Source organism: Paracidovorax sp. MALMAid1276, from assembly GCF_049198005.1.
GTDB lineage: Bacteria > Pseudomonadota > Gammaproteobacteria > Burkholderiales > Burkholderiaceae_C > Acidovorax.
In genome coordinates, this window is the sequence record NZ_JBMIRS010000034.1 from 1 (window position 1) to 26581 (window position 26581).

Sequence of the window (26581 nt, forward strand, 5' to 3'; positions counted from 1 at the left end):
CATCCACCCCTACCGATTGCACTCCAATGCGATCTTCAACAAGACATTGAACAGGCTCTTACGACTTGTTCAGCGAACGCTGGCCGCCAATGACCACTGACCGCAATCCAACATCCCTCCCTGTCGCGGCCCTGCCGCTACCCCAGCGCCGCCACCTGCTGGCTGCATTGATCACCACCCCCGCCTTGCCCGCTCTCGCCCAGTTCCGTGTGGAAGTGGTGGGCGTTGGCATGACGCAGCGCCCGATTGCCATCGCGCCGTTCAGGGCAGAAGCCCAGTCTCCTCAGAAGATATCCGCCATCGTCCAGGCCGATCTGGAACGCAGCGGGCAGTTTGCTGCTGTCGACGCTGCGGGCCAGGCCTTGGACGAAAGCTCTCGGCCCGACATTGCTCTGTGGAAGCAAAAGGGAGCGGAGTCGCTTGCCACCGGCAGCATCACGCGGCTGGCCGATGGGCGCTTTGATATCCGCTTCCGCCTCTGGGATGTGGTCAAGGGCCAGGATCTGGGTGGGCAGAGTTTCGTCGTGACGCAGGGCGACCTGAGGCTGGTGGCCCACCGCATTGCCGACTTCATCTACGAGAAGCTGACCGGCGAGCGTGGCGTCTTCTCCACCCGCATTACCTATGTGACCAAGGGCGGGTCGCGCTACAGCCTGTGGGTCGCCGATGCCGACGGTGAGAACGCCCAGTCTGCCCTGTCCAGCCCCGAGCCCATCATTTCTCCCGCCTGGTCTCCCAATGGGGGACAACTCGCCTACGTCTCGTTTGAGTCGCGCAAGCCGGTGGTCTATGTGCACGATGTGGCTTCGGGCCGCCGCCGCCTGATCGCCAACTTCCGGGGCTCCAACAGCGCACCGGCCTGGGCGCCGGATGGCCGCACTTTGGCGGTGACTTTGAGCCGCGATGGGGGCTCGCAGCTCTACACCATCGATGCCAATGGGGGCGAGCCTCGCAGGCTGATGCAGAGCACGGCCATCGACACCGAGCCGGTGTTCGCCGGCGACGGTCGCACCATCTTCTTTGTCAGCGACCGTGGCGGTGCTCCTCAGATCTACAAGGTGAGCGCTTCGGGAGGCAGCGCGGAACGGGTGACGTTCTCTGGCTCCTACAACATTTCACCGACCGTGAGCCCTGACGGCAAGTGGTTGGCCTACATCTCCCGGGTGGGTGGCGCGTTCAAACTGCACGTCATGGATTTGTCCACCGGTACGGTCAATGCCATCACTGACACCACTGCGGACGAAAGCCCCAGCTTCGCACCCAACAGCCGCCTCATCGTGTATGCCACCCAGCAGCAGGGTCGTGAGTCGCTCATGACGACCACGCTGGACGGCAGGATCAAGGCGCGTCTTGCGGGCCAGGGTGGCGACATTCGCGAGCCCGATTGGGGCCCCTTCCAGAAGCAATAAACCGCCATCTCGATTCATATTTTCGACATCACGTTTTCAGGAGATTTTTGGATGATCAAACGTTTTACCCTTGCTCTCACGGTTGTCGCACTCATGGCGGGTTGCAGCTCGGGCGTAAAGCTGGACGACGTGCCGGTGGAAGACAAGGGCGCCACCTCCACCATGGGCGGGACCAATCCCGGTGCCAACACGGGTGACGCTGGGCAGAGTGGCGTCGCCGGTGTGAACCTTGGTCAGGCGGGGCGCGATGGGGCCGGACCTGTCGGCGTCGCACGCATCGTTTATTTTGATTACGACAGCTACGTGATCAAGTCCGAGTTCCAGTCCCTCATCGAAGCCCACGCCCGCTTCATCAAGGCCAACCAGGGCCGCAAGGTCATGATCGAAGGCCACACCGACGAGCGGGGAGGCCGGGAATACAACCTGGCACTGGGGCAAAAGCGTGCCGAGGCCGTGCGCCGTTCGCTCGGCTTGCTGGGGGTGCCCGACAGCCAGGTCGAGGCAGTGAGCTTCGGCAAGGAAAAGCCTGCTGCGCAAGGCGGAACGGAAGACGTCCACGCGCAAAACCGTCGTGCTGAGCTGTCGTACCGCTGATGCAGCGCGCCCTCATGCCCACTTTTTTGCCCAGGGCCGTTGCTGCCCTGGTGGTGTCGGTCTGTCTTTTGCCCGCCGGTCACGCGGCCTTGTTTGAAGATGGAGAGGCCCGGCGCGCCATCCTGGAGATGCGGCAGCGCGTAGATTCGCTGCAGCAGTCGCAGCAGCGTGCTGGCGACGAAGTGCGCAAGCTGGGTGAGGAAAATGCCCAACTGCGCAGAAGCCTGCTAGACCTGCAGACGCAAATCGAAACCCTGCGTGTGGAGCAGTCCAAACTGCGAGGACAAAACGAGCAGCTGCTGCGCGACTCCGCCGAATTGCAGCGACGCCAAAAGGACATTGCGCAGGGCGTGGATGAACGCCTGCGTCAATTTGAACCCGTGAAAGTGTCGCTGGACGGCCAGGAGTTTCAGGCAGATCCTGCAGAAAAGCGCGACTATGAAGCGGCGCTGGCCGTGTTCAGAACGGGCAAGTTTGCCGACGCGGGCGCCGCGTTTGCCGGCTTCCTGCGCCAGTATCCCCGCAGCGGCTTTGCTCCTTCGGCCCGGTTCTGGCTAGGTAACGCCCAGTATGCGGTGCGCGACTACAAGGAGGCGATCAGCAACTTCAAGCAGATGCTGGCAGAAGCGCCCGGCCATCCGCGTGCGCCGGAGGCTGCGTTGTCGATTGCGAATTGCCAGATCGAGCTGAAAGACACCCGCACTGCCCGCAAGACGCTGGAAGACTTGGTTCGCGCCTATCCGCAATCCGAAGCGGCCGTCGCGGCCAAAGAGCGGCTGCTGCGGTTGAAGTGAAGTGACAGTTCCACTTGTGCAAGGGGGCGAAGGCCCCCATGCCACCCCGAGTCTGGCTGCTACCGCCTCTCCTATCCCCGATCAGGTTGCGGCAGACTTGCTGCAGCGGCGCTTCGGCGGGCTCGAACGTTTGTATGGGCTGGCAGGTGCTGCGCGCATTCGCAACGCCCACGTGGTGGTGGTGGGGATCGGTGGCGTGGGGTCTTGGACCGCAGAGGCCCTGGCCCGGAGCGGTGTGGGCCGCCTGACGCTGATCGACATGGACCATGTCGCCGAGTCCAACATCAATCGCCAGGCCCACGCATTGACTTCGACCGTGGGCCAGGCCAAGGTCATTGCCATGCGTGACCGCATCATGCAGATCCACCCGGCCTGCAGCGTCCAGTGCGTCGACGATTTTGTCGAACCCGACAACTGGCCTGGTTTGCTCCCGCCGGGGAATGTGGACGCGCTGGTGGATGCCTGTGACCAGGTCAAGGCGAAAACCGCCCTGGCGGCCTGGGCTCAGGCTCAGCGGGTGCCTCATATCGCGGTAGGGGCCGCAGGCGGCAAGCGCCTGGCGCACAAGGTAGACATTGATGACCTTGCGCGCACCACGCACGACCCTCTACTTGCGCAATTGCGCTACCGCATGCGCAAATTCCATCGTGCGCCGCGAGAGGGCAAGAAGATCGGCATTGCGTGCGTGTTCAGCAGAGAGGCCGTCGCCCCTCCCGACGCCTCCTGCAATATTGCGGCGGGCGACGGTTCGCTGAACTGCCATGGCTACGGGTCGGTCGTGGCGGTGACGGCCACCTTCGGCCATTGCGCCGCTGGCTGGATCCTCGACAGACTCGCTTCGGGTACGCGGAACAGCTGAAAATTCACGCTATAATCCAAGGCTTTGCAGCAATCGAGACAATCGGTTGCTGCAACAGGTCGGGACGTTAGCTCAGTTGGTAGAGCAGCGGACTTTTAATCCGTTGGTCACAAGTTCGAATCTTGTACGTCCTACCAAGAATTTCTCTTGAGAATCAAGCACTTAGCGCAGAAATGCCTAGGTGCTTTTTTCTTGCCTGAGCGCCATTGCTACTCTATTGCTACCGGCTGGAATGACGGTCGGTGATAGTGCGCGTGGTTGCGGCCATGCTTGTATGAGGCTCGCCGACCCAAAGCGGCCAGTCATTGGCCGTTCAACTGTTGCGTCGCGTCTAGGCTTGGATTTTTGGTTCATCCTCCGCGCGCGGTTGTCTGGTTCCTGTGCGGCTTGGGAAAGCTGTGTCCTGACGCGCCGTAACATGCAGGAATGAATGAACACGCCGATTCATCTGTGAGCATGCTTCCGCCTGCCGTCATCAACAACCCAAGAATTGATCAACTGCCTCTGTACGCACTCCGGCATGTTGGAAACTGGCGTGACCCACAAAGCTACCCTCTACCGGATAGCAAAAACTACAAAGTCTGGGCATGGGAGTTCCTTCGTCGGAATGCGGAGTACGGGGCGTTCGCCCTGTGGTGCGCCACCTTGCCGGAAGACCTTCGCACTCGACAAAAACCAAAATCATCCGACTTGGTGGAGCATCTTGTCTGCATGCCTCCTGCTCCTGCATCTGTGCGCACCTATGACGACTATAAAAAATGGTGTCGAAAAGAAAAGCAAAATTGCACCGTCCAGACTCCCAATCAAGTCCTGCGGTCGGCGTGGGGAATAACTTACCCGCTTTTGCCAAGTGAGAAATTTCCTGTCACAAAGAAAGCCAAGACGAGGTTCAAGCGTGCGCCAAAATTCCTCAGTACAACTATTTCTCATTTTCTGCCTGCGTGGGCGCAGCGGAACAAGGGATGTATAAATTATCCCGGAATTAGAAATATCGCTACAAACCTCAATCCCGATGAAATACTTATCCGCTTCAGGATTGATGAGCCAATTGAAAAGCAAACAAAGCGTGCGGGAGTATTTCTGGATCAGTGGCAGCGGAGATATTTGAAGGCCAAGCATATCAGGATTGCTTCTCAGTCCGCCATGAATGATATTCCGAAGCCAAAGTCAGAAGCACCAATAAATAGGGTCGATCTTAAAGCCGTTCACTATATGCTGCGAATTCTTGATGCCGCGCATGACCCAATTCTTGGGCAGAATGAGCTTTCCCAAAAAATTGTGCGTGATCTTCTCAAGAAATTTGGAAGCGACAAGGAATTGGACGCTTTTATGAGCGGGGAGGTCACGGTGGCTGATAGCTGGGAGCCGCCAACCTTTAGTGCTGCCCAGGTTAGAAGTTGGTATAACATGGCATGCCACTATGTGACGCAGAATGGCTATTTAGCAGTTGCCGCGTATGTCGCTGATCACAAAAAAAGAAAGAAGTGATCTTTGAAGTTTTGGCGTACGTTTCAATAGAATAGCATAAATTTAAATTTATTTCATATTTCAATTTAAATTGAATGCGCAAAATTTTCTATGATACCATAAATAAAATTATTTGAAATTCATTGTGCTTGCTAAAATATCTGCGTGCTTTTGAATTCTGGTAATACTATCGGTTTTTCCAATAAAGCCTTTCTAAGGCATCATATGGGGTGCTTATTGCACCGACTGGGGGCGCTGCTTCCCCGGTGGCTGCACGGCTCCGACTTGGTTCGAGAATGCCGTGAACTGGAGCAGCGTTGTTGGCGTGAACTTGGCTACTCGCAACAACCAGTCTTTGGTGGCGATTTGCCGCCGTTTTTAATTGCGGATGCTGATGGTCATTCCGCCGATTTGTCGAACCCAACTGACCCGGCAGACCTAGCTGACCTGATGGCTGCTTTGGTGCCATCGCCGTTGCCTGCATCGTCAATCGCTGGCATGAATCTCAGTGCGCTGAATCGCCTGCTGCCCCTATCGCTCTTCGAGTTCCAGTGGCTGCTGTGGTCCTACTGCATCCAGCGCTTCGGCAGTGCGATCCTGCCCAAGATTCCTTTGCGTGATCAACAGCACGGCTGCGAGGTGCTGGCGCTACTGAGCGAGATGCCGGTGGATGCTGTTCGGGATGCCGTCGCGTCGCGCCGGATGCACATGTGGGGTTTGCTGGATGGCATGGGTAGTGATGGTGCGATGCCATCCACGCTCAGCGGCTGGCTGTTGGCCACCGACCAATTTGCTGATTGGATCGAGCAACCCTATGACTCGGACACTGACTTGTTGATAGCGCTCTGCCAGGCGCAAGTTTCATTGCCAGCCTCTCGCTGAGGCCACGTCTCACGTCGGCTGCTTTTCTGCGGCCGCACTGATTTCTCTCACCCGCGTTTTCTATCCAGTACCTGTTTGCGGAGGACTACGCACGTCCATTTTTTGACCGTTTTATTTCGTTCCCTAACCAAGGAGATATTTATGACCACAACACCCACGTCCGCAACCAATGCAGCGGCTCCTGCGCGGACCGCACCGACCATCATCTATTCCAACACCGCCCGGTTCCCGCTGGGCCAGATCGTAGCCACGCCCGGAGCATTGGAACTGCTGCAAGAAACCGGCTTCAGCGCAGCGGCCTTGATCTCGCGGCATGTACACGGAAGTTGGGGCGACCTATGTGAAGAAGACCGAACAGATAACGAGTTTGCCGTGACCCGGCGTCTACGGATTCTGAGTTGCTACCGGCTGGTGGATGCGGAGCGACTGGCTGCGACACCCAGAGAAAAGCGGTCTTCACTACCCACTTTGCTCGTCATCACGGAAGCCGACCGCAGCGTGACCACGCTACTGCTGCCATCGGATTATTGAAATGTCCAAGACGGTCTCATTGAATCGCCCGGCAGTGTCCTATCGGTTCCAGCGTGTGTACCCAGGATTGCAGACCGGGCACGCGCTGACCGTGCAGACCAAACGACAAGAACCAGTCCGGTTCTTCATGCAGCAATCTGATCTTGACGGGGCCTGCGGGGTACACATCGCGGCGATGATTTTGGCGATCCACGATCTCGCAAAACCGTCTGCCCTGCATGAGATGAGCCACAGAAAAACGGGTGTCGCTGCAACGGTCTGGCAAGCATTTCAGCACACATTTTTTGCAGGAGTCCACCCTGAAGAGTGGGTGGAACTAATGGATAGCCTTGACCTGCCATTGGCACTGACAGCCAAGTACGGCATGCAAGACAACGCCGATGGATACGCTCTTGAATGGCTGATGTGCGGCGGTGATCTGGTGGCGCTGGCATTTGCGTCAGTCAAACACACCAGAACCAAGCACTGGGCGCTGGCGGTTGGTGTTGAGGGTGCTGTGGTCGGCAAGGTGCATACGCCAGACACCATTCTCTTGCTCGACCCCAGCGCCAGCGAGCCGAGTTTTGCTCCCTCGAATGCGCGGCTGCGTTTGCCAACGACTGGCCCTGGCAGTCGGCAAGCACCACCGGATTCACTCAACCCCTCGAAAGACGGCAAGCGCAAGCCTGTGCATTGGATGTACGAGGCGGCAGAATGGAATGCCGAAGAAGTTCGATTGCTGGCCGCTGTGCGGTTGCAACGGAGGGTGGCAGCATGAAGCACGTTTTGATGCGGCGCCAGTTCCTCAAGATCGTTGGTGGCATGGTGCTGTCACCCCGGCCACTGCTTGCGGCATCGACCCCGGCCAGTGGAATTCAACAAGTGGTGGCGGCGCTGCTGGTGGCGACAGAAGAAGGCTCTCTGTTGCAGATTGACCCGGAAGATTTACGCAACGCGCTGAAGCTCTGCGGTAGTTCCCCCATGAGCTTCACGGTGACCAACCACGACGCAGACAAGGTTCTTGATACTTGCCGCGATGCGTTGGCCGGGATACCGAGCCACAACATCAAAGCCGCCGTGGTGGTGTGCAGCGGGTACGGCAAGGGCTTTGAACTGACCCAGTGTGCAGGGGTCTTCAGGGCCGTTCAGCACGCCATGGACGAATCGACGTATCTGGTGTTCGGCGTGGTACTCGATTCCGCGCTGGTGGACGCTATGAGCGTCAATTGGCTGGCTGGTGCACCGGACGGTTAGCGCAGCGGTGAGCGTCGTGTTCCTTGTGGCCGATCCCCGGTCTTTGCTAGCGACGCCTCATTGATCCGGCGCTTCACCGACGTGCGGCGAAGGCTCTTCGGCAACTGGGCCTCGAAGCCGCCCATCAATTCGGTCATGGTCATGCCAAGGGACTTCGCCAGCGAGTCCAGTACCAGCAACGTAGGTGCAGACAGACCGCGCTCCAACAGCGAGATGTAAGTGCGATCCATGGATGCATCGAAGGCGAGTTCGGCCTGGGACTTGTCGCTGTCCTTGCGCACGCTCTTCAGGTACTCACCAAACGCCACGGCCAGCGGATGACGGTCGGCAGCGACCTTCTTCTTGGCGGTGGTTGGCGTGGATTCCATTGAGGCAAAAATGCCTCAATGACGACTTAAATACGACAGAGTTAATTCTTCATTGTGAGAAACTTCCAGATACAGAAAGAGGATGGAGATGACAGCAAAACTTAAATGCGTGGCCTGGGGTTGCCTCGCCATGGTGTGCGGTTCGGTTTCCGCGCAGATTCGTGATGGCGCCTATACCGGAACAATCGACTGCGGCCCCTTGCTCACCAACCCTCAGCAGGGCGGATGGAGCCAGACCGTTCAACTGACCGTTTCGGGCCAAAGCGTGACCTGGGAACGGCTTGACAGTCGGCTGTCCGAGTCTGGCTCCGGCACACTGCGCAATGGCCGCGTGAGCTTCAATCTGGAGGGCCGTTGGAACCCCGGGCAGCGAAGTACCGGCCAATGGCGCAACGTCGTCATGTTGGAGTGGAAAGACTCTGCGCTTTCCGGGCCTGCCACCATCTTCTCTGCCAATGGAGATCAGCGGCTACGCGATTGCTCGGTGCAAGTTGCGATGGCTGGCGGCGCTAACCCAGTAGCGGTGCCACTGCCGGTATCGGGTTCTCTTTCAGCCGCTGAGCGTGCCAGGCGTGAGCAGGACGCCAATCGAGAGAAAGACGCGCTGCGCGAGCGAGCGATCCGGGAGAACGAAGAGCGCATTGCACGCCAACGGGAAGCCCAGCGCCGCGAAGACGAACAGGCGCAGCGCCAAGCGCAGGAGCGCCGTGATGCTCAGCGCCGTAGCCAAGAAGCCTGGGAGCAACAGCAGCAAGCGGCCGAGCGCCAGCGCGAAGCTGACCGCAAAGCCAAAGAAGAGCAGGAGCGCCAGCGTCAGGTCGCCGCGAAGCAGCAGCAAGAGCGCGAAGCCCAGGAACGTGCTGCAGCCAATGCGAAACAAGAGGCCCATGCCAAAGGTGCAGCCGCTCGCCAGACTGAGCGAATCAAAGCACTCGGAGTGCCTTCATCGCTGGCCAATGCCACCTTGTATGTGAACTACATGGGTCAATGGACTGTGCTAATGCCTTGCAACCAATGGCTGGGTTTATTGCTTGAGAACTCGCTCATCGCGTCGGTTCAAAGCGCGTCAGTCAGAGGGTTTCCCGGTATCTCCGTGAAGCGTACAGGTCACCCCGCCGTTACGTTTCTCTTTCGAGTGGAAGGCTCAGAAGCCTACATCCATGCCCTCGTGGCAGACGGCAAGGCCGAACCGATACGCACTCCCTCCGACCACAGCCAAGTCGCTTTGATGATGCGCATCCTTACCGATGAAAAGTCGATGAAGTAAGCACCGCCATAGGCCCCGTGGTTCCGGTTTTTGCATTCCCTTTTGCGAGCACATCATGAGAATTTCCATATCTGATCCCCGCGTAGCGGGCGCGTCTCTTTCTGTCGTCATGGCCGTTGTGCTGTCCGGTTGCGGCGGCGGTGGTGGCGGCAGTGACACAAGCGCACCGACAGCGCCAGCGACCCTAACGCTGGCGGCTGCTCCGGCCATCGCCCCGGTCAACGGAACCACGGGTGCCGACTATGCGCCTGCGGTGCAATTCACGGCTAGCAAGGCCCTGGCTGCTGCCGGTATCAAATTGGTCTGCGATGGGGTGGCCGTGGCGGGCAAGACCACTGTCTCCGGCGCCGTGGCAACATTCAAGCCAGATGCTCCAGGAGTTGCCGCCAATGCGCAGTGCACGGCTACGGTGGACGCGGCAGCGACGAAAGATGCAGCCGGAACAGTGTTCACCGGATCAACGGCCCTAACGAGCTTCACGGTGAAAGCGCTGGCATGCCCTGGTGGCACGGCCAACACCCCTCCGTCGTTCAATGGCGCGGCGTTGGTGGCTGCCTGTGGCAATGTGTTCGTTGAGTCCGCTGTTGCCAAAAATCTCTGGCCGGGGATCGTCAATGGCATCCAGACGGCGCTGGAGATGGATCGCAAGGTCTACGGTCAATTGCAATCGGCTCAGCCGGATGTGCTGGTGTGCCAGTCAGGAAGCTGCGCAGACTACTTCGCCGGACCTCGTCGGCGTAATGTGACGCTGTACCCAAACACGTATGCGGGCCAGTATGTGGCGCCGCGCATGACTGTGGTGCTCACGTCACCGAACTGGACGCAGAACCCTTATGTGCTGGCCCATGAGTTCTCGCATGTGGAGGTGGCAACGCGCACTGGTGGCAAGCACGTGCCAGCCTGGTTCGACGAGGGTCTGGCGACCTATATCGCTGGTGAGCCGATCTGTACGAACGTCACAGGCAAGGGTATCGACGATCTGCGCAAGCTCGATCTGGAGACAGATTGGGTTGCTTACACCGGGCCGGAAGACGTTTTCTTCAAGACGTACTGCCAAGCACGTGCGGAAGTGGCTGCTTGGATCGGCAAGCGTGGTAACACCGGAGTGGTGCAACTGCTGGATGCTGTGCGTCAGGGGCAGTCGTTCGCGGGGCAGTATGGAGCAATGCTGACGCAATAAAGCTAGCCGCCCCCTATCGCTGGCGGATGATTTGCAAGCTTTTTTGCGGCACTGACCAGCGGTTACGGTCGCTGTTTCAGCAATCACCGTTGCAGTCGAAACCGTCAATGTTAGTGATGGAGAACATGAGATGCGATTCGCGCTGATAGTGGTGGTCAACGGCTGAATTTGGTGTGAGAGACGGTACCGGAGATCGTCAAATTGGCCGTTTTGAGCGAATTTCGATGGTGGCGTGTGGCTCTCCAGCGCCAACCATCGAAAGCGCGCCAAATCGCGTTTAAATCGATTTCATATTGTGATATTTGGTGGTGGCCGGAGCGTTGAACGTGTCGCTGCTTGTTTATTGACTTTTGCGTCTCCGGCGTCAGCTCCTTTGCAAAGGGCATCCCATTTGTGGGCATAGCTTTTGAAGCCGGTACCGTGGATCAAAACCTCACGAATGGTTTTCATTGCACGGCGCTGAAGTTCGACGCTGGGCTCTCCACGAATATCAATGCCGGTTTTCGCCAAGATGGTTTTGTGCGTGGCCGCAAACGTGCTGTGACTATCAGTGAATACCGTCCGATGCCCGCCAAGCCACAAGAGCAATTTCATTTGTTGAACGCTTGTGAGTTTGCCGAGGTGCTCAATGTTGGGCACCACACCGCCTGCGGTGGAGAGGCGGTCGATCCACACTTGCATCCGCTGGCGGGCAGCATCAACATTCCATGCTGGCGGGTCATTCAGGCCAAGGCGCTTGAGTTCAGGTGCGCGCAACACGAGTTCCATGCGCGCACAGTTTTGGACTTTGGCAATCAGATAGTCCCGACCGTAGACATTAGCGGGCAGGCCACGGCCGCGCTTCTTGATCTCAAAATCCTTGCGATAGATCCTGAACGTCCAACGGTTACTGTGCTGGCCAGCATAGACGGTTTCATCACCGTACGAACCGGGGTCCTTAGCTTTTGCGTACATCAGGCTGCGAATGGCTGCCATGACAGCGGCTGCGCGCTCGGGTGTCCCGCAGGCGCAATGCAGGGCATAGTCCACGCGCTTCATCTCGAACTTCCCGCGATTGATTTTGCGGCGTTCTGCTGCCGTGGGCTCGATTCTCATCCGCTCAAGGACAGCAAATATCAGTTGTTTACAGGGCTCGAATAGCGCTTCCACACCAACAATGTTCTGGCCGGTCAAGAACTTGGGAATGGATGCCTCGATCATCAGCTTGGTGCCTTTTTCACGGCTGAAAACACGGGCCTTGATCGTGGCAGAGAACGGGGAGTGGACTTGAAGCTGGTAGTTGCCGTGCCAAGTGATATTTGGGTTGTTCTGCGCAATCTTCCGAAGGGACTTGTGGCCCACATCAATGAGTACCGCAACGGTATCAATCAGACATGAAAAGAACGGTTTCCAGTCCAACGCCGGTTTGAGCACCGTGGTTGCCAGCGGAAAGCGCATGCTCGGCTTCACCAGCGTGGCCAGGTGCTCTGGCACTGCCCGTTTGGGCACGGTGAGCTTGTGGGTACGGCCAACAGTCACCGATGCGCGTTTTGCTGGCGCTTGTGCATTGGAAGACCAGAGGGAGTTACTGATGGGGATGGGCTCGTGTTTACGAAGACGTTTTGAGGATTTCATCATCGTTTTCCAAAATTGAATGTATTCGTGGTTTGTTGCGTATTACGGTGATCAGCGGCAAGAGTGATCCGGGGTCTGTATTCCAGCCTTTTCACGCACTCTTGCGCAGGCTCTGAGTTGTGGCTTGTCTCTCCAAATGGACGTGACAACGTGACAAGCCTAGTCCGCCGTTTCACCGTCAAAGCGGACAGAGGCACGGATCGCATAAAAGCGTTTACGCAGCTTTTCTTCCATGGGCAGCCGTACTTGCATTTGCCAGCCCTCGCTGTTTTTCACCAAATAGCCCGCGTCATACAGTTTCTGCAACGCCATCTGGAGGCCGAATTTCTCGGTCAGAAGGGCCTCCAGCACCCCAGGCAAGAGCAGATAAACCATCTCACCGCCGCTGCCTTTGGTGTAGCCCATGACATTGCTTTGATCCGAGCGTCCGAACATGGCAAGGGCCGGGAAACGGTTGGCATTGCGGTCGATGAAGTCACGGACGGTCGTGATCACTTTTTCGCCGATGGGCGTGGTGTGGTGGGCTTGGCGAGCGGCATGCTCACGCAGAACCAGGCGCACGGCCTTGAGCACCACCTCAGGCTTGAGTTTGAGCACCTTGAGATTGATTGCCAACCAGCCCGTCACGACCCAGACCGCCAATCCGCTGACTAGGCGCAGCGTGACCCGATCTTTAATGTCCAAGCCTTCCAGCAGCCCGGCCTCTGCTTCCTTCAGCTTCTGGGGAAGCCAGGCGCGAATTTTGCCGGGAGGCTGCTTGGCAATGGCGGCGATCCACTCGGCCCAGGGCGCACCGTAGTGCTCCCCACACGCTCGCTTGAGTTGATTCGCAAATTCATGCGCCTGCATGCCCTCTGGCAGAGTGTGAAAGGCACCGTTCGGCCCCTGCAGTACCAACTCGAAGCAACGAGCGGAGAAGCCCTCCGGCAAGCTCATCTTGGAGTCGCCGAACATTTCCATGAACGACATTTCCGACGAAAAGCTCACACCGCATGACAGTTCATCGCCTGCCTGGACTTTCTGGTTGGCCGTGCTGGTTAGGCGCTGCCCGCCATTGGCAACCAGGAAGCAGAGTCCCATCAGCCCCTTCATGTCTTCCGCTTTGTGAACGTCTTGGAAGAATACGGGCGCGTCCGGGTGCTGCTCCATCTTCACGCGCAGGCCATTGGTGGTGCCCGATGCGTCGTCGATCTTGTCCGCGCGCTCACGGACACTGCGGCCCGCCTGCTGCAGCGTGGTCTTGCCCATGCTGCTGGGGGCCACGATCATCAAGATGAGGATCTGCAGTCCCAGCGCGCGGGCCAGCGCTGGAGACAGCGCGGCCAGCACCGATACCAGCATGTAGGGGTTGCCCGGCAGATGGATGCCAATGGCTTTCTGCCAACTGGCGAGGTCTCCGGACGGTGGGTCAATGCCGCCCGCCTCATTGATCACTACAACGGACAAAGGCGGCTTGTGGCCAAAGAAGTAGGGCTTCTCGTGCAAAACGTAGAAGCCATAGCGCTGGCCTTGCAACTGCAGGCTGTGAAAGCCTTCGCGGCGGGCGACGTACACCTCCTTGTCCGCAGACTCTGGCAGGATCGCCGCCATGGTGCGCAGCCCCTTCGGCGACATGAAGCTGGACATTCCGGCGCGTACGGCGAAATGCGCCAACCCCTCGCAACGGCCAAGTGCCAGTTCTTTTACATCCAGGGTGGCGTGGACCTCATTGCCGCGTTTGTCCGTCGCTTTTACCAGCAATTGTCCCGACAACTCCCCCTTGTCATTCACTACTTGGTTGACCGAGAGCAGGTTCTTCGGCAAATCGGGGCTCAGCCGGGTGGCTGCGGGCTTGGACGAGGGCTTTTGCTTTTTCGGTTTGCTCTTAGCCGCAGGGGTAGCGGCTTCCTTCTTGTTGTGATCGTCTGCTTTGGCTGTCTGGTTCATGGCCTTAATCCTTCGCGACGATCATGCTCATATGGGATTGAAGGAACTTGGCCACTACCTCATCGGTGTAGCGCACCGTTTTACCAATCTTGATGTAGGGAAGCTCTTTCTTGAATTTGCCCAAATAGCGCCACTGCGCGGGCGTTCTGGGGTGGATTTTCAAAAGTGCCGTCAAGTCTGCGTCAGACCATAGTTTTCCAGGGACAACCAGTCCTTCAGTGGATTTTTGAGTCACGATATTTGCGCGATTGCGCGCCCGTTCAAAATTAATACATGGCATCTGTCGATGCCGCTTGAACGTTTGTTTACCGCTTGGGCTGTTATTGTTGAAGCAGGGGCTTGAAGAGCCGGGCCGAAGCAGCACCCCTCCGTTTGTCTCAGCATGGCGCTGCGATAAGCGGAGAGCCCTAGTCTTGTGCCTCTACTCTTGGCTTCTGTCTCTGCTGGTTCGCATGGTCGCGCAGGTCAGCAAAATTCTCAAAAAAAGTAGCCACCCTCTACTTTTTTGACAGCGATGCGAGGGTGTGCTGGCGTTTTTCTTCGTGCTTTCCGAGGGATGTGGCTGGTGGTGTTCATGCCGCTGAGCATGTGACAACGTGACAAGCCATACGCGCAAGCTTGCAACGCTAGCGATTGCAGGTCTTTTTTACAGTCTTGCAAAAAGACTCCAGAACAGTGCGCCATGTGATGACGCCACTCTGCATCCAGCCAAGTAATAAAGCCGCTCAAAAGCCGTTTTGGTGGCTTCTGGAGTGGATTTTTCTGATGGTTATTGACAGCAGCGGATGACGACGAGTAGTAATCTTCTGTCTATTTGAAGTACACACTAGTCATACAAAAATTGGACGCTCATTTTGTGTCTATCTGGAGTGGTTTTGGAATTTATTGACAAAGTCCAAATTACCTTATAGATTCTATCTAGACACATTTTGTGGAGAGAGCCGACCATGACGACGAAACAGCAGCCCGCCAGCATCGGACAAAAGATTGGCTATGTCCGGGTCTCCAGCGTGGATCAGAACGATGCGCGCCAACTAGATGGGCTGGAGTTGGACAAAATATTCACGGACAAGGCCAGCGGCAAAGATGTGCACCGGCCGCAATTGCAGGCAATGCTCAGTCATGTGCGCGAAGGGGATCATGTGTACGTCCACAGCATGGATCGCCTGTCCAGGTCGTTGAAAGACCTACAAGAGGTGGTGGAGTCGCTGACGGCCCGGGGGGTAGCGGTTGAGTTTTGCAAGGAGAACCTGAGGTTCGAGCGGCCAGGAAGTAGTGGCAACAGCCATACGGCGGCCTATTCCAAGCTACTTATGCAGATGCTCGGAGCGGTGGGGGAGTTCGAGCGGGCGCTGATCCGAGAGCGTCAACGGGAGGGCATCGCTATTGCCAAGAGCAAGGGCGTTTACAAAGGGAGAAAGCCTGTGTTGGATGAGGCTTCGGCAATAAAACTGCGAGAAATGGCACACAATGGTATGCCGAAGACAGATATTGCCCAAGCTCTTGGAATATCAAGAGCGAGTGTCTATCAATATCTTAAATCAATGTAGCGCATCCATAGCTGCACAAGATCGATTTGTGAAAATAACTAGTCTGGGGTCAGCATTCTTTCGCCTAGGTAGAAAAGGCCCCAAAAAGTCACAGATGTCATCTGAAAGAGTGCAAATAAAAATGCAAAAAGTCCTATCCAATGTAACACGATAGCTGCGTCAGGCCATGTTGATTTCACGGCAGGCGCAACAATTAGGGCAGCCATTGCAGCCAAACTGAGAACGATACTCAGCGCAGTGAGATACGCAAACATCGACGTCAGGAAGCGCCGTCTAGTAGCGGTCACGCTTTGCAAGACGCCGTTGTACTTGATGTACATCGTGGGTGCCGGAGCGGGCATTGCCCGATCCAAATGGGGGCTGTTAAAAGATGAGACCGCAGCCAGTGCGGCAATGTAAAAGCCAGCCAAGGTTTGTACGAATCCAAGCAAGCGCTCCAGCAGCCCTTGCGCCCCGAAGATGTTCACTGGAGTCTTCAACAGCCAGAGTCCTGCTACCGCCACCGCTGTTAAGAAGGCGGGCAATACCCAGTTCACCCATAACGGTAGACGTGATGGATGCCTAACGGAGAGGAATGAAAAGGGCCTGAGCAGGTCCAACATTTTGATAGCTGCTTATGATGGCACTAACTGAAGCAAGGGTTTCATACCCGCCAGGATGACAGTGCTCAGTCGTTCTTGCTGTGCTTCCACATCAGAGTCGAATTCAATGTGTTCTTTGAGCGTGAATGCTGCATCCAAGTTCTTAATGTCCAATACGGCACTGGTACGCTTGCCTGCCACAGTTTTGTAATGAAGCCGAAGTTTGTCGTAGATAGCGCCATCCGGACTTTGCCGAAACGAGCGTACCGCATTGGTAATAGTGGCACCAGTAACTGTCTTGGGTATACGAGCTTGGATGCCAAGGCTTCGCTCCACGATCTGTAAGTTCCCACCTGCGTCGAACTTTGCCTGCTCGTGTGCAATCAACTCCATGCTTTCAAACTCGCCGGACTTCAGCGCAGTGGCTAGTGTCTGCCCTTGATGCCCATAGGCCGCAAAACGGTACTGAACCTTATATTGCAACGGTTTGCCATCTGGGGTTTTGGCTCCCGACGGATCATCGAAATAAAAAAGTGACTTGCTGCGCGGGTCTTTGGAAGCTTGGCGCGACATTAACCGTAGCATCACTTCAATATCCTGTGCCGCGACGCTGGCTCCCATCGTCAGAAGCATTGCCGCCTTCTTGCCATCCGTATTCGGACGAATCAGTACATGAGCCGAAACTTCAATGCCCTCTACCTTGGTTTTACCGGCCTTGCGGAGTTTGGCTGTTCCCAAGTCGCGTAGTGCCACATCGGACAATGCGGCATTGGCCTTGCTAACTAGCAACTCGTAGCAGTTGTTGGCTGCATCGTAGTTCCAGTCTGCAAGCACCGTATGTAGCTGCGAGGACTGTCGAATGGTGCGCGGCAACTTGCTGCCCGAAGCAAGTAAAGTGAAGTTTTGAAGTAGGTCTGTCAGAGATGCGCAACTCGGATTCTTGACAGCGGCATTTGTGAACGAACTAAGGTGGATTTCATAGAAATGCACTGTGCGTTTACGCAGCGGCAAAGACATCTTTTCTCCCTCGAAAATTTTTTTGTTAATTGCCTTGTGCAGCCTCGCCTTGCACAGCACTTTCCTCTACTTGCAGCCAACTTAGGCGACAGCGAATACTCTGCGAGTCGAGATAGCGCGATTGATCTGCTGCGCTACCGCCTTCGCAACTGGTGGTGGAAAGGCATTACCAATTTGCCGGTAAGCTGCAGTTTTTTTACCTGAAAAAGCCCACTCATCAGGGAAGCCTTGAATTCTTGCCGCCATCCTTGTCGTAAGACGAGGCATACCGACGAAATCGCGCTCAGGAGGCTCGTCCCATATGCCATGACCATCCACACCAAGGGTCGCCCACGCCTTTTTTGCTCGTGTCGGCCCTAAATCTGGGCCCCCGTGCTTCTTTGAGCCTCCAACCAGCGTAGGAGCAATAGCATCCGCCATTTCCTTCCAGCGGCTGGCACCGCGCCATCCGCGTGCGGCCATCAAATCATGAAGCAATTCGCCCACTGTCGGGGGCTCATCTATGTGCGGCTCGGGCCAGGAGAAATTTCCGCCAACATCTTTGTGGATACCTACGAAGATGACGCGGGGCCGAAGCTGTGAGACGCCGAAGTCGGAAGCATGGAGCAGACGCCAGCCGGGGGTGTATCCGAGCTTCTTTAACTGCTTTTCAACCTTGGTTCTGTAATCGTCAAATACCGCATCCAGTAGCCCGCGCACATTTTCTAGCATCACGGCACGAGGGCGACACTCATCTACCAAACGAATAGCTTCTGGAAATAAATCACGCTCGTCATCAGCGCCAAGTTGTTTTCCCGCTTTTGAAAACGGAGGGCAGGGTACACCCCCAGCCAATAAATCGACACCTTTATAGTCGCTTGCACTAAAAGTACGAAGATCAGTTTCAAATACCTGCCAATTGGGGCGATTGGCGCGAAGGGTGGCGCACGCTGGAGGCTCAATCTCTACAAGCGCCTCATGGTCGAAGCCTGCCATTTCGAGCCCGAGTGCTTGGCCGCCAGCACCGCTACAGATTTCAATTGATGTTGGTCCACTCATTTTGTGTTATTCGAGCTTGTTGTCAGAATTTAGAGGCAGTGGAAGCTGCCCTGGTTGAGGGTTCAGATGCTGGACATACCGCAGCATGAATTCACGTAGAACTTCCGAAGCAGCCAAGTCCTGAGACCTACATACCTCTACAAAGGTATCCCTAAGGTCTCGCTCAATGCGTATGCGCATGCCTGCATCTTTTCTCTGCATCCACACACTCTAGCATGTGGATACACACTTGTGTATCCATCCGGAAGACCTCATACTGCCGCCACCCAGTTGACAAGTCAGCAGATGACCCTCTTCCAGAACCCAGAAGTGTCCTCGCCCAACGATCAAGCGCTTTGCGAAGTACGGGACTTCCTTTGCGGGAGGCCCGATCTGCTTGGCATCGTGGGCCGGGCGATCCGCAAGTCGTTTGACGAGGTCATTGATGGCCCGCGCACTGGGCGCTACCGCATTGAGCAGTTGGAAAAAACCGAGAAGACATACATTGGAACGAAGGTCGAGATCGTTCTCCGTACCGAGCTAGGGCTGGAGCGTGGTCATGTCCTCGACAATTTAATTCGTGGCCATGAGGTGGACACCAAGTTCACGGTCGGGAGCACTTGGATGATTCCGCGAGAGGCAATAAACCAGTTGTGTTTGCTCGCTACGGGTGACGACAACAATGGACGGTGTGGGCTAGGCATCCTTCGTATGGTGCCTGAGGTGCTGACTAACGGAGCAAACCAGGACGGCAAAAGGAGCGTATCTGCGCTTGGAAGGGGGCAAATCACCTGGCTCGCGCAGGGGCAGATGCCTCGGAACTTCATGTTGGACCTGCCAGATGCTGCTCGCGCCACGATCATGTCTGCGCCAAGTGGTCGGCAGGCGATCTGGGAGTTGTTCAGAAACGCAACTGGACGGCTTATCCCTCGTTCGGTTATTGAGCAAGTGGCACAGCAGAAGGACTCAGCTAAGCGGGCACGAGAATCGAAGGCTGTGCTTGCCAAGGAGGGGATTCAGGTCTTGTGTGCTACGTACAAGGAGGACAGGGCAGAGTTCGTGCGGCATGGCTTCAAGCAATTTAACGATGACGACTGGTTGAGTATCCGGCACCCTTGACTTCGCTGGGGGCACCCCCGGTGCACTGGGGCGGGCCTGAGTGCAGAGTTCCTTGCTACTTGCCGCCAGCATTAAAAATGGACCTGACCGCCTTCTCCATTGCTTCGCGTACTGGATCAATCCACAGCCTGTCATAAGTCTTCGTGGTATCCAGAGACTTGTGGTTGAGCGACTTGCCGATGATTGAGAGATTGGCTCCGCTACCTGCCATCCAGGCGCCGAAAGTGCGCCGCAGGTCGTGAAGTCGCACGTCTTCGATGCCCGCTTTCTTGCGAACGGTTTCCCATGCTCGCTTGGGCTCGACCAGATGGCCTTTGGCCCCGGTGCTGGGGAACACGAACGGACTGCTGACGGCGTTAGGGTCTGCCTTGCGTTCAGCGAGGATTTCGAGTGCCTGCGGCAGCAGGGGGATGATCTGCGGCTCGCCGTTCTTGGTCTCAGGGATCATCCATTCGTTGCGCACGAGGTTGATTTGATCCCAACGCATCGCGAGCACGTTGGAGCGGCGCGCCCCGGTGATCAAGCTCATCTTGATGTAGTCGCGGGCCACGGGATTCTTGCATTCGTCTACTGCCCTAAAGAACGCCGGAAGCTCTTCACGGGTCAGGAAGCGCGAGCGCTTGTTTTCCTTGTGCCGCCTGACGCCGCGACACGGATTCAATCCATCGTAAAGCTCTGCGCGGATGGCCTCGCTGAAAACGCTGCTGACCAAGGCCAGCACGCGGTTGGCAGTGATGGGGTGCGTTTCCGCGATCTTGTTGAAGACAGTCTTGATTTCGTGAATACCGATCTCTGACAGGCGGCGCTTGGCAAGGTTGACGCCGTACTTCCGGTCGGACAGGTACTTGGTGAACTTTGCTAAGTCCTCCTTGTGCGTCTTCTTGCGTGGCTTGCTGTGCTGTTCATAGTACAGCGTGAACATCTCGCCGAAGGTGATTTCCGCGCGTTGCTGCCGCTTCTTGTCAGCGGGGTTGCTGCCCAGCGCGACTTTGCCATTGTGTTCGATGGCCTTGGTGCGCGCTTCGTCCACCGTGAGATCGGTGGTGCGGCCGATCTTGATGCGCTCAGGGCGGCGGTTGATCTTCTTGTACAGAACGTAGGTCTTGACGCCGCTGGCGCCGACGCCGACAGCCAAGCCGGGCACTTTTGTGTCGTAGTAATACTTCCAGCCGGACTCCGGGATCGGAAGGTTTTCGATGCTCGCCTTGGTGAAGTTGATGCGGTTGGTGGAGCTTGTCATGGTGGTCAGAACCGTCATGGCAAACGACCATCGGATGGACTCCTGGTTGCTACCGTATTGCTACTGCGCAAGCGAATTGCTACCCCATTGCTACCATCAGAGTCGATTTCGTGTGACGGATGAAAACTTGGTTGATTTAAAATTTGCATTATAAATCAACAGGTTATGACGACTATTGACAGTCCATGACCTAGCGTGATGCTATGCTTTTTGCGTCTTTTAATCCGTTGGTCACAAGTTCGAATCTTGTACGTCCTACCACCCCACTTGCAAGAAGCCTCCTTCGGGAGGCTTTTTCTTTTTGCGCCTGTCAGTCGCGATTGGTCTTCCTACGGCGTGCTCCTCGGGGGCGCAGGTGAAAAAAGGTCCCAGCAGGCAATGAACAGCGCGGCGATCGCGGGGCCGATCACGAAGCCGGTCAGCCCGAAAATGGACATGCCGCCCAGCGTAGAGATCAGCACGACGTAGTCGGGCATCTTGGTGTCCTTGCCCACGAGGATGGGGCGCAGAACGTTGTCCACGAGACCGATGACGCAGATGCCGAAAGCGGTCAGCACAAGGCCTTTCCAGAGGGCACCGGTGGCGAGGAAGTAGATGGCGACCGGCACCCAGATCAGTCCGGCGCCCACGGCCGGCAACAGCGACAGGAACGCCATCAGCACGCCCCAGAGCACAGGGCCCTGAATTCCCAGAATCCAGAAAATGATGCCGCCCAGAGCGCCTTGCGATGCTGCCACCACGATGTTGCCTTTGACGGTGGCCCGGATCACCGTCGTGAACTTGGTGACCAGCTGGCGCTTGTGGGCTTCGTCCAGCGGCGTGGCGTGACCGATGCGCCGGGCGAGGCTCGGGCCATCGCGCAACAGAAAGAACAGCAGGTACAGCATGATGCCGAAGCTCACCACGAATTGCAGTGTGTTCTGGCCGATGCTCAGCGCCTGGGTTGCGACAAACTGGCTGGCCTGCACGGCGACGGCCGAGAACCGCTGCTGCAGTTCGGTCACCGATGTGAGGCCCAGGCGGTCCAGCAGGCCGACGGCCCACGCGGGTAGCGCGGCCATGACCTGCTGGAAATAGAGACCGAAATTGAGCTGGCCGGACCGCACACGCTCATAGATCACCGTCGCTTCCTGGACGAGTGACACCGTGATCGCAATCATCGGCAGGATCACCACCACCAGGCACAGCCCCAGGGTGCACAGTGCGGCGAGGTTTCGGCGCTTGGGCATGCGCCGTTGCAACCTTCGGTGGAGCGGGGCAAAGAGGATGGCCAGCACGACCCCCCAGAACACGGCGCCATGAAATTCCCAGAGGATGGCACCAAAGGCGATGGTGACAAGAATCAGCAGCACCACGAAGGCTTTGTTCTGAACGGTCGAAGGTGTCATGGGGATGTGAGGTTTCTCGATACCCCGCAATGTACGCGAGGCCGCAACCCCCTGCGATGGCGCTCGCTCGGGCGTGCCAGCGGCGCGCTCACCGCGAAATATCGCGGCGTAGATGCGGGAGGCACTGCCCGGGGGGATACCCCCGGGTTTGGGCTGCTGGGTGATCGGTGGCACAATGGCGGCCGCAACCCAAGGCCCTTCCCCAGCCACAGTCGCATCCGCCAATCGGTTCAGCCGTGTCGCGGAAGGTTTCTCAACCAGCTAATGCTTTCCCAAGGAAAGCGGAGGTCAGCGGAATATGAGCGATACGACGTCCGTCTATCAAGCCTATCAAGGCAACACCTATCTCTTCGGCGGCAATGCGCCTTACGTCGAAGAAATGTATGAAAACTACCTGGCCAACCCAGGCAGCGTGCCAGACACCTGGCGCGAATATTTCGACGCACTTCAAAACGTGCCCGCCGTCGATGGCACCAATGCCAAAGACGTTCCCCATCTTCCCGTCATCAATGCCTTCGCAGAGCGCGCCAAGCAGGGTGGCACCAAGGTGGTGGTGGCCACGGGTGCCGATTCGGAGCTGGGCCGCAAGCGCACGGCGGTGCAGCAGCTGATCGCCGCATACCGCAATGTGGGCCAGCGTTGGGCCGACCTGGATCCGCTCAAGCGCACCGAGCGGCCCGCCATTCCTGAGCTGGAGCCCTCGTTCTACGGCTTCAATGACGCCGATCAGGAAGTCGTGTTCAACACCAGCAACACGTTCTTCGGCAAGGAATCCATGCCGCTGCGTGAGCTGATCAACGCGCTGCGCGAAACCTACTGCGGCTCCATCGGTGCCGAGTACATGTATGCCACCGACCAGAACCAGAAGCGCTGGTGGCAGGAAAAGCTGGAAACCATCCGCAGCAAGCCCAACTTCGGCGCCGACAAGAAGAAGCACATCCTGGACCGCCTGACCGCCGCCGAAGGCCTGGAGCGCTTCCTTCACACCAAATACGTGGGCCAGAAGCGTTTCTCCCTCGAAGGGGGCGAGAGCTTCATTGCTGCCATGGACGAGCTGATCCAGTCCGCCGGCGCCAAGGGCGTGCAGGAAATCGTGATCGGCATGGCCCACCGTGGCCGCCTGAACGTGCTGGTGAACTCGCTGGGCAAGATGCCCAAGGACCTGTTTGCCGAGTTTGACCACACCGCACCGGAAGACCTGCCATCGGGCGATGTGAAGTACCACCAGGGCTTCAGCTCGGACGTGTCCACCCCGGGCGGTCCGGTGCACCTGTCGCTGGCTTTCAACCCCTCGCACCTTGAAATCGTGAACCCCGTGGTCGAAGGCTCGGTGCGCGCCCGCATGGACCGTCGCGCAGACCCCCAGGGCAAGCAGGTGCTGCCCGTGCTGGTGCACGGCGACGCGGCCTTTGCCGGCCAGGGCGTGAACCAGGAAACCCTGGCGCTGGCGCAGACCCGTGGCTATTCCACGGGCGGCACGGTGCACATCATCATCAACAACCAGATCGGCTTCACCACGTCCGATCCACGCGATGCGCGCTCCACGCTGTACTGCACCGACATCGTGAAGATGGTCGAGTCGCCTGTGCTGCACGTGAATGGCGATGACCCAGAGGCCGTGGTGCTGGCCACGCAGCTGGCGCTCGAGTTCCGCATGGAGTTCCGCAAGGACGTGGTGGTGGACATCATCTGCTTCCGCAAACTGGGCCACAACGAGCAGGACACCCCCGCGCTCACCCAGCCGCTGATGTACAAGAAGATCGGCCAGCACCCTGGCACCCGCAAGCTGTATGCCGACAAGCTGTCCACGCAGGGCCTGGGCGAAACCTTGGGCGACGACATGGCCAAGGCCTATCGCGCCGCCATGGACGCTGGCAAGCACACGGTCGACCCGGTGCTCACCAACTTCAAGAGCAAGTACGCGGTGGACTGGAGCCCGTTCCTCGGCAAGAAGTGGACCGATGCAGGCGACACCGCCATTCCGCTGGCCGAGTGGAAACGCCTGGCTGAAAAGATCACCGCCATCCCCGACAGCGTGACGCCGCACCAGCTCGTCAAGAAGGTCTATGACGACCGCGCCGCCATGGGCCGGGGTGACACCCCAGTGGACTGGGGCATGGGCGAGCACATGGCTTTTGCGTCGCTGGTCGCATCGGGCTATCCGGTGCGCCTGTCGGGCGAAGACTGCGGGCGCGGCACGTTCACGCACCGCCACGCCGTCATCCACGACCAGAAGCGTGAGAAGTATGACGAAGGCACCTACATCCCGTTGCAAAACGTGGCCGAGAACCAGGCTCCGTTCGTCGTCATCGACTCCATCCTGTCCGAAGAAGCCGTGCTGGCCTTCGAGTACGGCTATGCCTCGAACGACCCCAACACCCTGGTGATCTGGGAAGCGCAGTTCGGCGACTTCGCCAACGGTGCCCAAGTGGTGATCGACCAGTTCATCGCCTCCGGCGAAGTGAAGTGGGGCCGCGTCAACGGCATCACGCTGATGCTGCCGCACGGCTACGAAGGCCAGGGCCCCGAGCACAGCTCGGCCCGCCTGGAGCGCTTCATGCAGCTGGCTGCCGATGCCAACATGCAGATCGTGCAGCCCACCACGGCCAGCCAGATCTTCCACGTGCTGCGCCGCCAGATGGTGCGCGACCTGCGCAAGCCGCTGATCATCATGACCCCCAAGTCGCTGCTGCGCAACAAGGACGCGACCTCGCCGCTGTCCGAGTTCACCAAGGGCAACTTCCAGACGGTGATTCCCGAGCAGGACGAGGCCATCGTGAAGAAGGCCGCCAAGGTCAAGCGCGTGATCGCCTGTTCCGGCAAGGTGTACTACGACCTCGTGAAGAAGCGTACCGAGCGCGAGGACGAAGACGTTGCCATCATCCGCGTGGAGCAGCTGTACCCGTTCCCGCACAAGGCGTTTGCGGCAGAACTCAAGAAGTACCCCAACGCCACCGACATCGTGTGGTGCCAGGACGAGCCGCAGAACCAGGGTGCCTGGTTCTTCATCCAGCACAACATCCACGAAAACATGCTCGAAGGCCAGAAGCTTGGCTACGCGGGCCGCGCGGCTTCGGCCTCGCCAGCCGTGGGCTACGCCCACCTGCACCAGGAGCAGCAAAAGGCCCTGGTGGATGCTGCATTCGCCAAGCTCAAGGGTTTTGTCCTGACCAAGTAAGGCCGGCGATCCCTACCGTACACAGAACAGAACCCTACTGAAAGAATTCAAAATGGCTATCGTAGAAGTCAAAGTCCCCCAGCTGTCCGAATCCGTGGCGGAAGCCACCATGCTCACCTGGAAGAAGAAGGCCGGTGAAGCCGTGGCCGTGGACGAAATCCTGATCGAGATCGAAACCGACAAGGTGGTTCTCGAAGTGCCCGCGCCCGCAGCGGGCGTGCTGTCCGAGATCGTGCAAGGCGACGGTGCCACGGTGACTGCCGAGCAGCTCATCGCCAAGATCGACACCGAAGGCAAGGCCGGCGCCGCTGCACCCGCGGCAGCGCCAGCCGCCGCGCCCGCTGCAGCAGCACCGGCGGCTGCCCCCGCCGCAGCCGCAGCCCCAGCCGCTTCGGGCGGCTCGAAGGGCGACGTGGCCATGCCTGCGGCTGCGAAGCTGCTGGCCGAGAACAACCTGTCTGCGTCGGCCGTGGCTGGCACGGGCAAGGATGGCCGCGTGACCAAGGGTGACGTGCTGTCGGCCGTGGCCGGCGGTGCCAAGGCCTCTGCCGCGCCCAGCGTGATTCCCACCGGCGTGCCCACCAAGGCACTGCCCCAGGTGTCCGCACCTGCTGGCAAGGAAGACCTGAGCGGCCGCCCCGAGCAGCGCGTGCCCATGAGCCGCCTGCGCGCCCGCGTGGCCGAGCGCCTGCTGCAGTCGCAATCGACCAACGCCATCCTGACCACGTTCAACGAAGTGAACATGGCCCCGGTGATGGACCTGCGCAAGAAGTTCCAGGACAGCTTCACCAAGGAACACGGCACCAAGCTGGGCTTCATGTCCTTCTTCGTGAAGGCGGCCGTGCACGCCCTCAAGAAGTACCCCGTGCTGAACGCGTCGGTGGACGGCAACGACATCGTTTATCACGGCTACTTCGACATCGGTATCGCCGTGGGTTCGCCCCGTGGCCTGGTGGTGCCCATCCTGCGCAACGCCGACCAGATGAGCTTCGCCGACATCGAGAAGAAGATCGCCGAGTTCGGCAAGAAGGCGGCAGAAGGCAAGCTGGGCATTGAAGAAATGACCGGCGGCACGTTCTCGATCTCCAATGGCGGCACGTTCGGCTCCATGCTGTCCACCCCCATCATCAACCCGCCCCAGTCGGCCATCCTGGGCGTGCACGCCACCAAGGACCGCGCCGTGGTGGAAAACGGCCAGATCGTGATCCGCCCGATGAACTACCTGGCCATGTCCTATGACCACCGCATCATCGACGGCCGCGAAGCCGTGCTGGGCCTGGTGGCGATGAAGGATGCGCTGGAAGACCCGTCGCGCCTTCTCTTTGATATTTGAGATGCAACCCCCTGAGTCGCTTCGCGCCTTCCCC

At 58.1% G+C, this 26581-nt stretch carries 25 protein-coding genes and 1 tRNA gene; 16 read left to right on the forward strand and 10 right to left on the reverse strand.

The window, feature by feature from the left end; all coding sequences use genetic code 11:
* Window positions 1-89: 89 nt before the first annotated feature.
* From tolB to ACOQFS_RS01410, 10 genes are all read left to right on the forward strand, one after another.
* On the forward strand, window positions 90-1409 hold the full coding sequence (gene tolB / locus ACOQFS_RS01365) for a Tol-Pal system beta propeller repeat protein TolB (protein ID WP_421561196.1): 1320 nt from the start codon (window positions 90-92) through the stop codon (window positions 1407-1409).
* A gap of 51 nt (window positions 1410-1460) precedes the next feature.
* Window positions 1461-2003: a peptidoglycan-associated lipoprotein Pal gene (gene pal, locus ACOQFS_RS01370; protein WP_421561197.1), complete on the forward strand. Its 543-nt coding sequence runs from the start codon at window positions 1461-1463 to the stop codon at window positions 2001-2003.
* Between the two features lie 14 nt (window positions 2004-2017).
* On the forward strand, window positions 2018-2797 hold the full coding sequence (gene ybgF / locus ACOQFS_RS01375) for a tol-pal system protein YbgF (protein ID WP_421561218.1): 780 nt from the start codon (window positions 2018-2020) through the stop codon (window positions 2795-2797).
* Between the two features lie 52 nt (window positions 2798-2849).
* On the forward strand, window positions 2850-3656 hold the full coding sequence (locus ACOQFS_RS01380; RefSeq protein ID WP_421561219.1) for a tRNA threonylcarbamoyladenosine dehydratase: 807 nt from the start codon (window positions 2850-2852) through the stop codon (window positions 3654-3656).
* Between the two features lie 61 nt (window positions 3657-3717).
* Window positions 3718-3793 (forward strand) — tRNA-Lys (locus ACOQFS_RS01385).
* 289 nt (window positions 3794-4082) lie between these two features.
* The gene (locus tag ACOQFS_RS01390; protein ID WP_421561198.1) at window positions 4083-5144 is read left to right on the forward strand and encodes a transcriptional regulator domain-containing protein; all 1062 of its coding nucleotides are present in this window, start codon (window positions 4083-4085) and stop codon (window positions 5142-5144) included.
* 144 nt (window positions 5145-5288) lie between these two features.
* Window positions 5289-6005: a hypothetical protein gene (locus tag ACOQFS_RS01395; protein ID WP_421561199.1), complete on the forward strand. Its 717-nt coding sequence runs from the start codon at window positions 5289-5291 to the stop codon at window positions 6003-6005.
* Window positions 6006-6146: 141 nt separating this feature from the next.
* Window positions 6147-6536 carry a type I restriction endonuclease subunit M gene (locus tag ACOQFS_RS01400; protein ID WP_421561200.1) on the forward strand — a complete coding sequence of 130 codons (390 nt, stop codon included), beginning with the start codon at window positions 6147-6149 and terminating at the stop codon, window positions 6534-6536.
* A gap of 1 nt (window position 6537) precedes the next feature.
* On the forward strand, window positions 6538-7293 hold the full coding sequence (locus ACOQFS_RS01405) for a hypothetical protein (RefSeq protein WP_421561201.1): 756 nt from the start codon (window positions 6538-6540) through the stop codon (window positions 7291-7293).
* Window positions 7290-7769, forward strand: a complete 480-nt coding sequence (locus ACOQFS_RS01410; protein ID WP_421561202.1) for a hypothetical protein — start codon at window positions 7290-7292, stop codon at window positions 7767-7769. Before ACOQFS_RS01405 ends, ACOQFS_RS01410 begins: the two co-directional genes overlap by 4 nt.
* On the opposite strand, the gene ACOQFS_RS01415 is transcribed toward ACOQFS_RS01410, so the two are convergent.
* Entirely contained in the window at window positions 7766-8137 is a 372-nt protein-coding gene (locus tag ACOQFS_RS01415) for a helix-turn-helix domain-containing protein (RefSeq protein WP_421561203.1), read from the reverse strand. The genes ACOQFS_RS01410 and ACOQFS_RS01415 overlap by 4 nt on opposite strands.
* Before the next feature lie 88 nt (window positions 8138-8225).
* Between ACOQFS_RS01415 and ACOQFS_RS01420 the strand changes: the two genes are divergently transcribed.
* Together ACOQFS_RS01420 and ACOQFS_RS01425 are read left to right on the forward strand one after the other, a co-directional pair.
* Window positions 8226-9404 carry a hypothetical protein gene (locus ACOQFS_RS01420; protein ID WP_421561204.1) on the forward strand — a complete coding sequence of 393 codons (1179 nt, stop codon included), beginning with the start codon at window positions 8226-8228 and terminating at the stop codon, window positions 9402-9404.
* A gap of 55 nt (window positions 9405-9459) precedes the next feature.
* Entirely contained in the window at window positions 9460-10584 is a 1125-nt protein-coding gene (locus ACOQFS_RS01425; RefSeq protein ID WP_421561205.1) for an Ig-like domain-containing protein, read from the forward strand.
* 288 nt (window positions 10585-10872) lie between these two features.
* Here ACOQFS_RS01425 and ACOQFS_RS01430 read toward each other — a convergent pair whose 3' ends face one another.
* The 3 genes from ACOQFS_RS01430 to ACOQFS_RS01440 form a co-directional block, all read right to left on the reverse strand.
* A complete protein-coding gene (locus ACOQFS_RS01430) occupies window positions 10873-12198 on the reverse strand; it encodes a phage/plasmid replication protein, II/X family (protein ID WP_421561206.1) in 1326 nt (441 codons plus the stop codon).
* A 159-nt stretch (window positions 12199-12357) separates the two neighbouring features.
* Window positions 12358-14124, reverse strand: a complete 1767-nt coding sequence (locus ACOQFS_RS01435) for a DUF927 domain-containing protein (protein WP_421561207.1) — start codon at window positions 14122-14124, stop codon at window positions 12358-12360.
* A gap of 4 nt (window positions 14125-14128) precedes the next feature.
* Window positions 14129-14359 (reverse strand): hypothetical protein, encoded by a 231-nt coding sequence (locus ACOQFS_RS01440; RefSeq protein ID WP_146052293.1) that lies wholly within the window; start codon window positions 14357-14359, stop codon window positions 14129-14131.
* A 712-nt stretch (window positions 14360-15071) separates the two neighbouring features.
* On the opposite strand from ACOQFS_RS01440, the gene ACOQFS_RS01445 reads away from it, so the two are divergent.
* Window positions 15072-15674: a recombinase family protein gene (locus ACOQFS_RS01445; protein ID WP_421561208.1), complete on the forward strand. Its 603-nt coding sequence runs from the start codon at window positions 15072-15074 to the stop codon at window positions 15672-15674.
* 38 nt (window positions 15675-15712) lie between these two features.
* On the opposite strand, the gene ACOQFS_RS01450 is transcribed toward ACOQFS_RS01445, so the two are convergent.
* The 4 genes from ACOQFS_RS01450 to ACOQFS_RS01465 form a co-directional block, all read right to left on the reverse strand.
* Entirely contained in the window at window positions 15713-16276 is a 564-nt protein-coding gene (locus tag ACOQFS_RS01450) for a hypothetical protein (RefSeq protein ID WP_421561209.1), read from the reverse strand.
* A 12-nt stretch (window positions 16277-16288) separates the two neighbouring features.
* The gene (locus ACOQFS_RS01455) at window positions 16289-17272 is read right to left on the reverse strand and encodes a hypothetical protein (protein WP_421561210.1); all 984 of its coding nucleotides are present in this window, start codon (window positions 17270-17272) and stop codon (window positions 16289-16291) included.
* An 81-nt stretch (window positions 17273-17353) separates the two neighbouring features.
* Entirely contained in the window at window positions 17354-18310 is a 957-nt protein-coding gene (locus ACOQFS_RS01460) for a DNA cytosine methyltransferase (RefSeq protein ID WP_421561211.1), read from the reverse strand.
* Between the two features lie 6 nt (window positions 18311-18316).
* Window positions 18317-18511 (reverse strand): hypothetical protein, encoded by a 195-nt coding sequence (locus ACOQFS_RS01465; protein ID WP_421561212.1) that lies wholly within the window; start codon window positions 18509-18511, stop codon window positions 18317-18319.
* An 84-nt stretch (window positions 18512-18595) separates the two neighbouring features.
* Between ACOQFS_RS01465 and ACOQFS_RS01470 the strand changes: the two genes are divergently transcribed.
* The gene (locus tag ACOQFS_RS01470) at window positions 18596-19408 is read left to right on the forward strand and encodes a NaeI family type II restriction endonuclease (RefSeq protein WP_421561213.1); all 813 of its coding nucleotides are present in this window, start codon (window positions 18596-18598) and stop codon (window positions 19406-19408) included.
* A 55-nt stretch (window positions 19409-19463) separates the two neighbouring features.
* On the opposite strand, the gene ACOQFS_RS01475 is transcribed toward ACOQFS_RS01470, so the two are convergent.
* Both ACOQFS_RS01475 and ACOQFS_RS01480 read right to left on the reverse strand, forming a co-directional pair.
* Entirely contained in the window at window positions 19464-20666 is a 1203-nt protein-coding gene (locus ACOQFS_RS01475; RefSeq protein WP_421561214.1) for a tyrosine-type recombinase/integrase, read from the reverse strand.
* 311 nt (window positions 20667-20977) lie between these two features.
* Window positions 20978-22036 (reverse strand): AI-2E family transporter, encoded by a 1059-nt coding sequence (locus tag ACOQFS_RS01480; protein WP_421561215.1) that lies wholly within the window; start codon window positions 22034-22036, stop codon window positions 20978-20980.
* A 298-nt stretch (window positions 22037-22334) separates the two neighbouring features.
* Between ACOQFS_RS01480 and ACOQFS_RS01485 the strand changes: the two genes are divergently transcribed.
* Together ACOQFS_RS01485 and odhB are read left to right on the forward strand one after the other, a co-directional pair.
* The gene (locus ACOQFS_RS01485; RefSeq protein WP_421561216.1) at window positions 22335-25214 is read left to right on the forward strand and encodes a 2-oxoglutarate dehydrogenase E1 component; all 2880 of its coding nucleotides are present in this window, start codon (window positions 22335-22337) and stop codon (window positions 25212-25214) included.
* A 52-nt stretch (window positions 25215-25266) separates the two neighbouring features.
* Complete coding sequence (gene odhB / locus ACOQFS_RS01490; RefSeq protein WP_421561217.1) at window positions 25267-26547, forward strand: 2-oxoglutarate dehydrogenase complex dihydrolipoyllysine-residue succinyltransferase; 1281 nt, start codon at window positions 25267-25269, stop codon at window positions 26545-26547.
* Window positions 26548-26581 lie beyond the last annotated feature (34 nt).

Coding starts and splice junctions, on each gene's coding strand:
- ACOQFS_RS01445 (WP_421561208.1), top strand. CDS start 15,072: ATGACGACGAAACAGCAGCCCGCCAGCATCGGACAAAAGATTGGCTAT.
- ACOQFS_RS01420 (WP_421561204.1), top strand. CDS start 8,226: ATGACAGCAAAACTTAAATGCGTGGCCTGGGGTTGCCTCGCCATGGTG.
- odhB (WP_421561217.1), top strand. CDS start 25,267: ATGGCTATCGTAGAAGTCAAAGTCCCCCAGCTGTCCGAATCCGTGGCG.
- tolB (WP_421561196.1), top strand. CDS start 90: ATGACCACTGACCGCAATCCAACATCCCTCCCTGTCGCGGCCCTGCCG.
- ACOQFS_RS01390 (WP_421561198.1), top strand. CDS start 4,083: ATGAATGAACACGCCGATTCATCTGTGAGCATGCTTCCGCCTGCCGTC.
- ACOQFS_RS01455 (WP_421561210.1), bottom strand. CDS start 17,272: ATGTCTTTGCCGCTGCGTAAACGCACAGTGCATTTCTATGAAATCCAC.
- ACOQFS_RS01480 (WP_421561215.1), bottom strand. CDS start 22,036: ATGACACCTTCGACCGTTCAGAACAAAGCCTTCGTGGTGCTGCTGATT.
- ACOQFS_RS01400 (WP_421561200.1), top strand. CDS start 6,147: ATGACCACAACACCCACGTCCGCAACCAATGCAGCGGCTCCTGCGCGG.
- ACOQFS_RS01460 (WP_421561211.1), bottom strand. CDS start 18,310: ATGAGTGGACCAACATCAATTGAAATCTGTAGCGGTGCTGGCGGCCAA.
- ACOQFS_RS01415 (WP_421561203.1), bottom strand. CDS start 8,137: ATGGAATCCACGCCAACCACCGCCAAGAAGAAGGTCGCTGCCGACCGT.
- ACOQFS_RS01485 (WP_421561216.1), top strand. CDS start 22,335: ATGAGCGATACGACGTCCGTCTATCAAGCCTATCAAGGCAACACCTAT.
- pal (WP_421561197.1), top strand. CDS start 1,461: ATGATCAAACGTTTTACCCTTGCTCTCACGGTTGTCGCACTCATGGCG.
- ACOQFS_RS01450 (WP_421561209.1), bottom strand. CDS start 16,276: ATGTTGGACCTGCTCAGGCCCTTTTCATTCCTCTCCGTTAGGCATCCA.
- ACOQFS_RS01435 (WP_421561207.1), bottom strand. CDS start 14,124: ATGAACCAGACAGCCAAAGCAGACGATCACAACAAGAAGGAAGCCGCT.
- ACOQFS_RS01470 (WP_421561213.1), top strand. CDS start 18,596: ATGACCCTCTTCCAGAACCCAGAAGTGTCCTCGCCCAACGATCAAGCG.
- ACOQFS_RS01425 (WP_421561205.1), top strand. CDS start 9,460: ATGAGAATTTCCATATCTGATCCCCGCGTAGCGGGCGCGTCTCTTTCT.
- ACOQFS_RS01430 (WP_421561206.1), bottom strand. CDS start 12,198: ATGAAATCCTCAAAACGTCTTCGTAAACACGAGCCCATCCCCATCAGT.
- ACOQFS_RS01475 (WP_421561214.1), bottom strand. CDS start 20,666: ATGACGGTTCTGACCACCATGACAAGCTCCACCAACCGCATCAACTTC.
- ACOQFS_RS01405 (WP_421561201.1), top strand. CDS start 6,538: ATGTCCAAGACGGTCTCATTGAATCGCCCGGCAGTGTCCTATCGGTTC.
- ACOQFS_RS01465 (WP_421561212.1), bottom strand. CDS start 18,511: ATGCAGAGAAAAGATGCAGGCATGCGCATACGCATTGAGCGAGACCTT.
- ybgF (WP_421561218.1), top strand. CDS start 2,018: ATGCCCACTTTTTTGCCCAGGGCCGTTGCTGCCCTGGTGGTGTCGGTC.
- ACOQFS_RS01410 (WP_421561202.1), top strand. CDS start 7,290: ATGAAGCACGTTTTGATGCGGCGCCAGTTCCTCAAGATCGTTGGTGGC.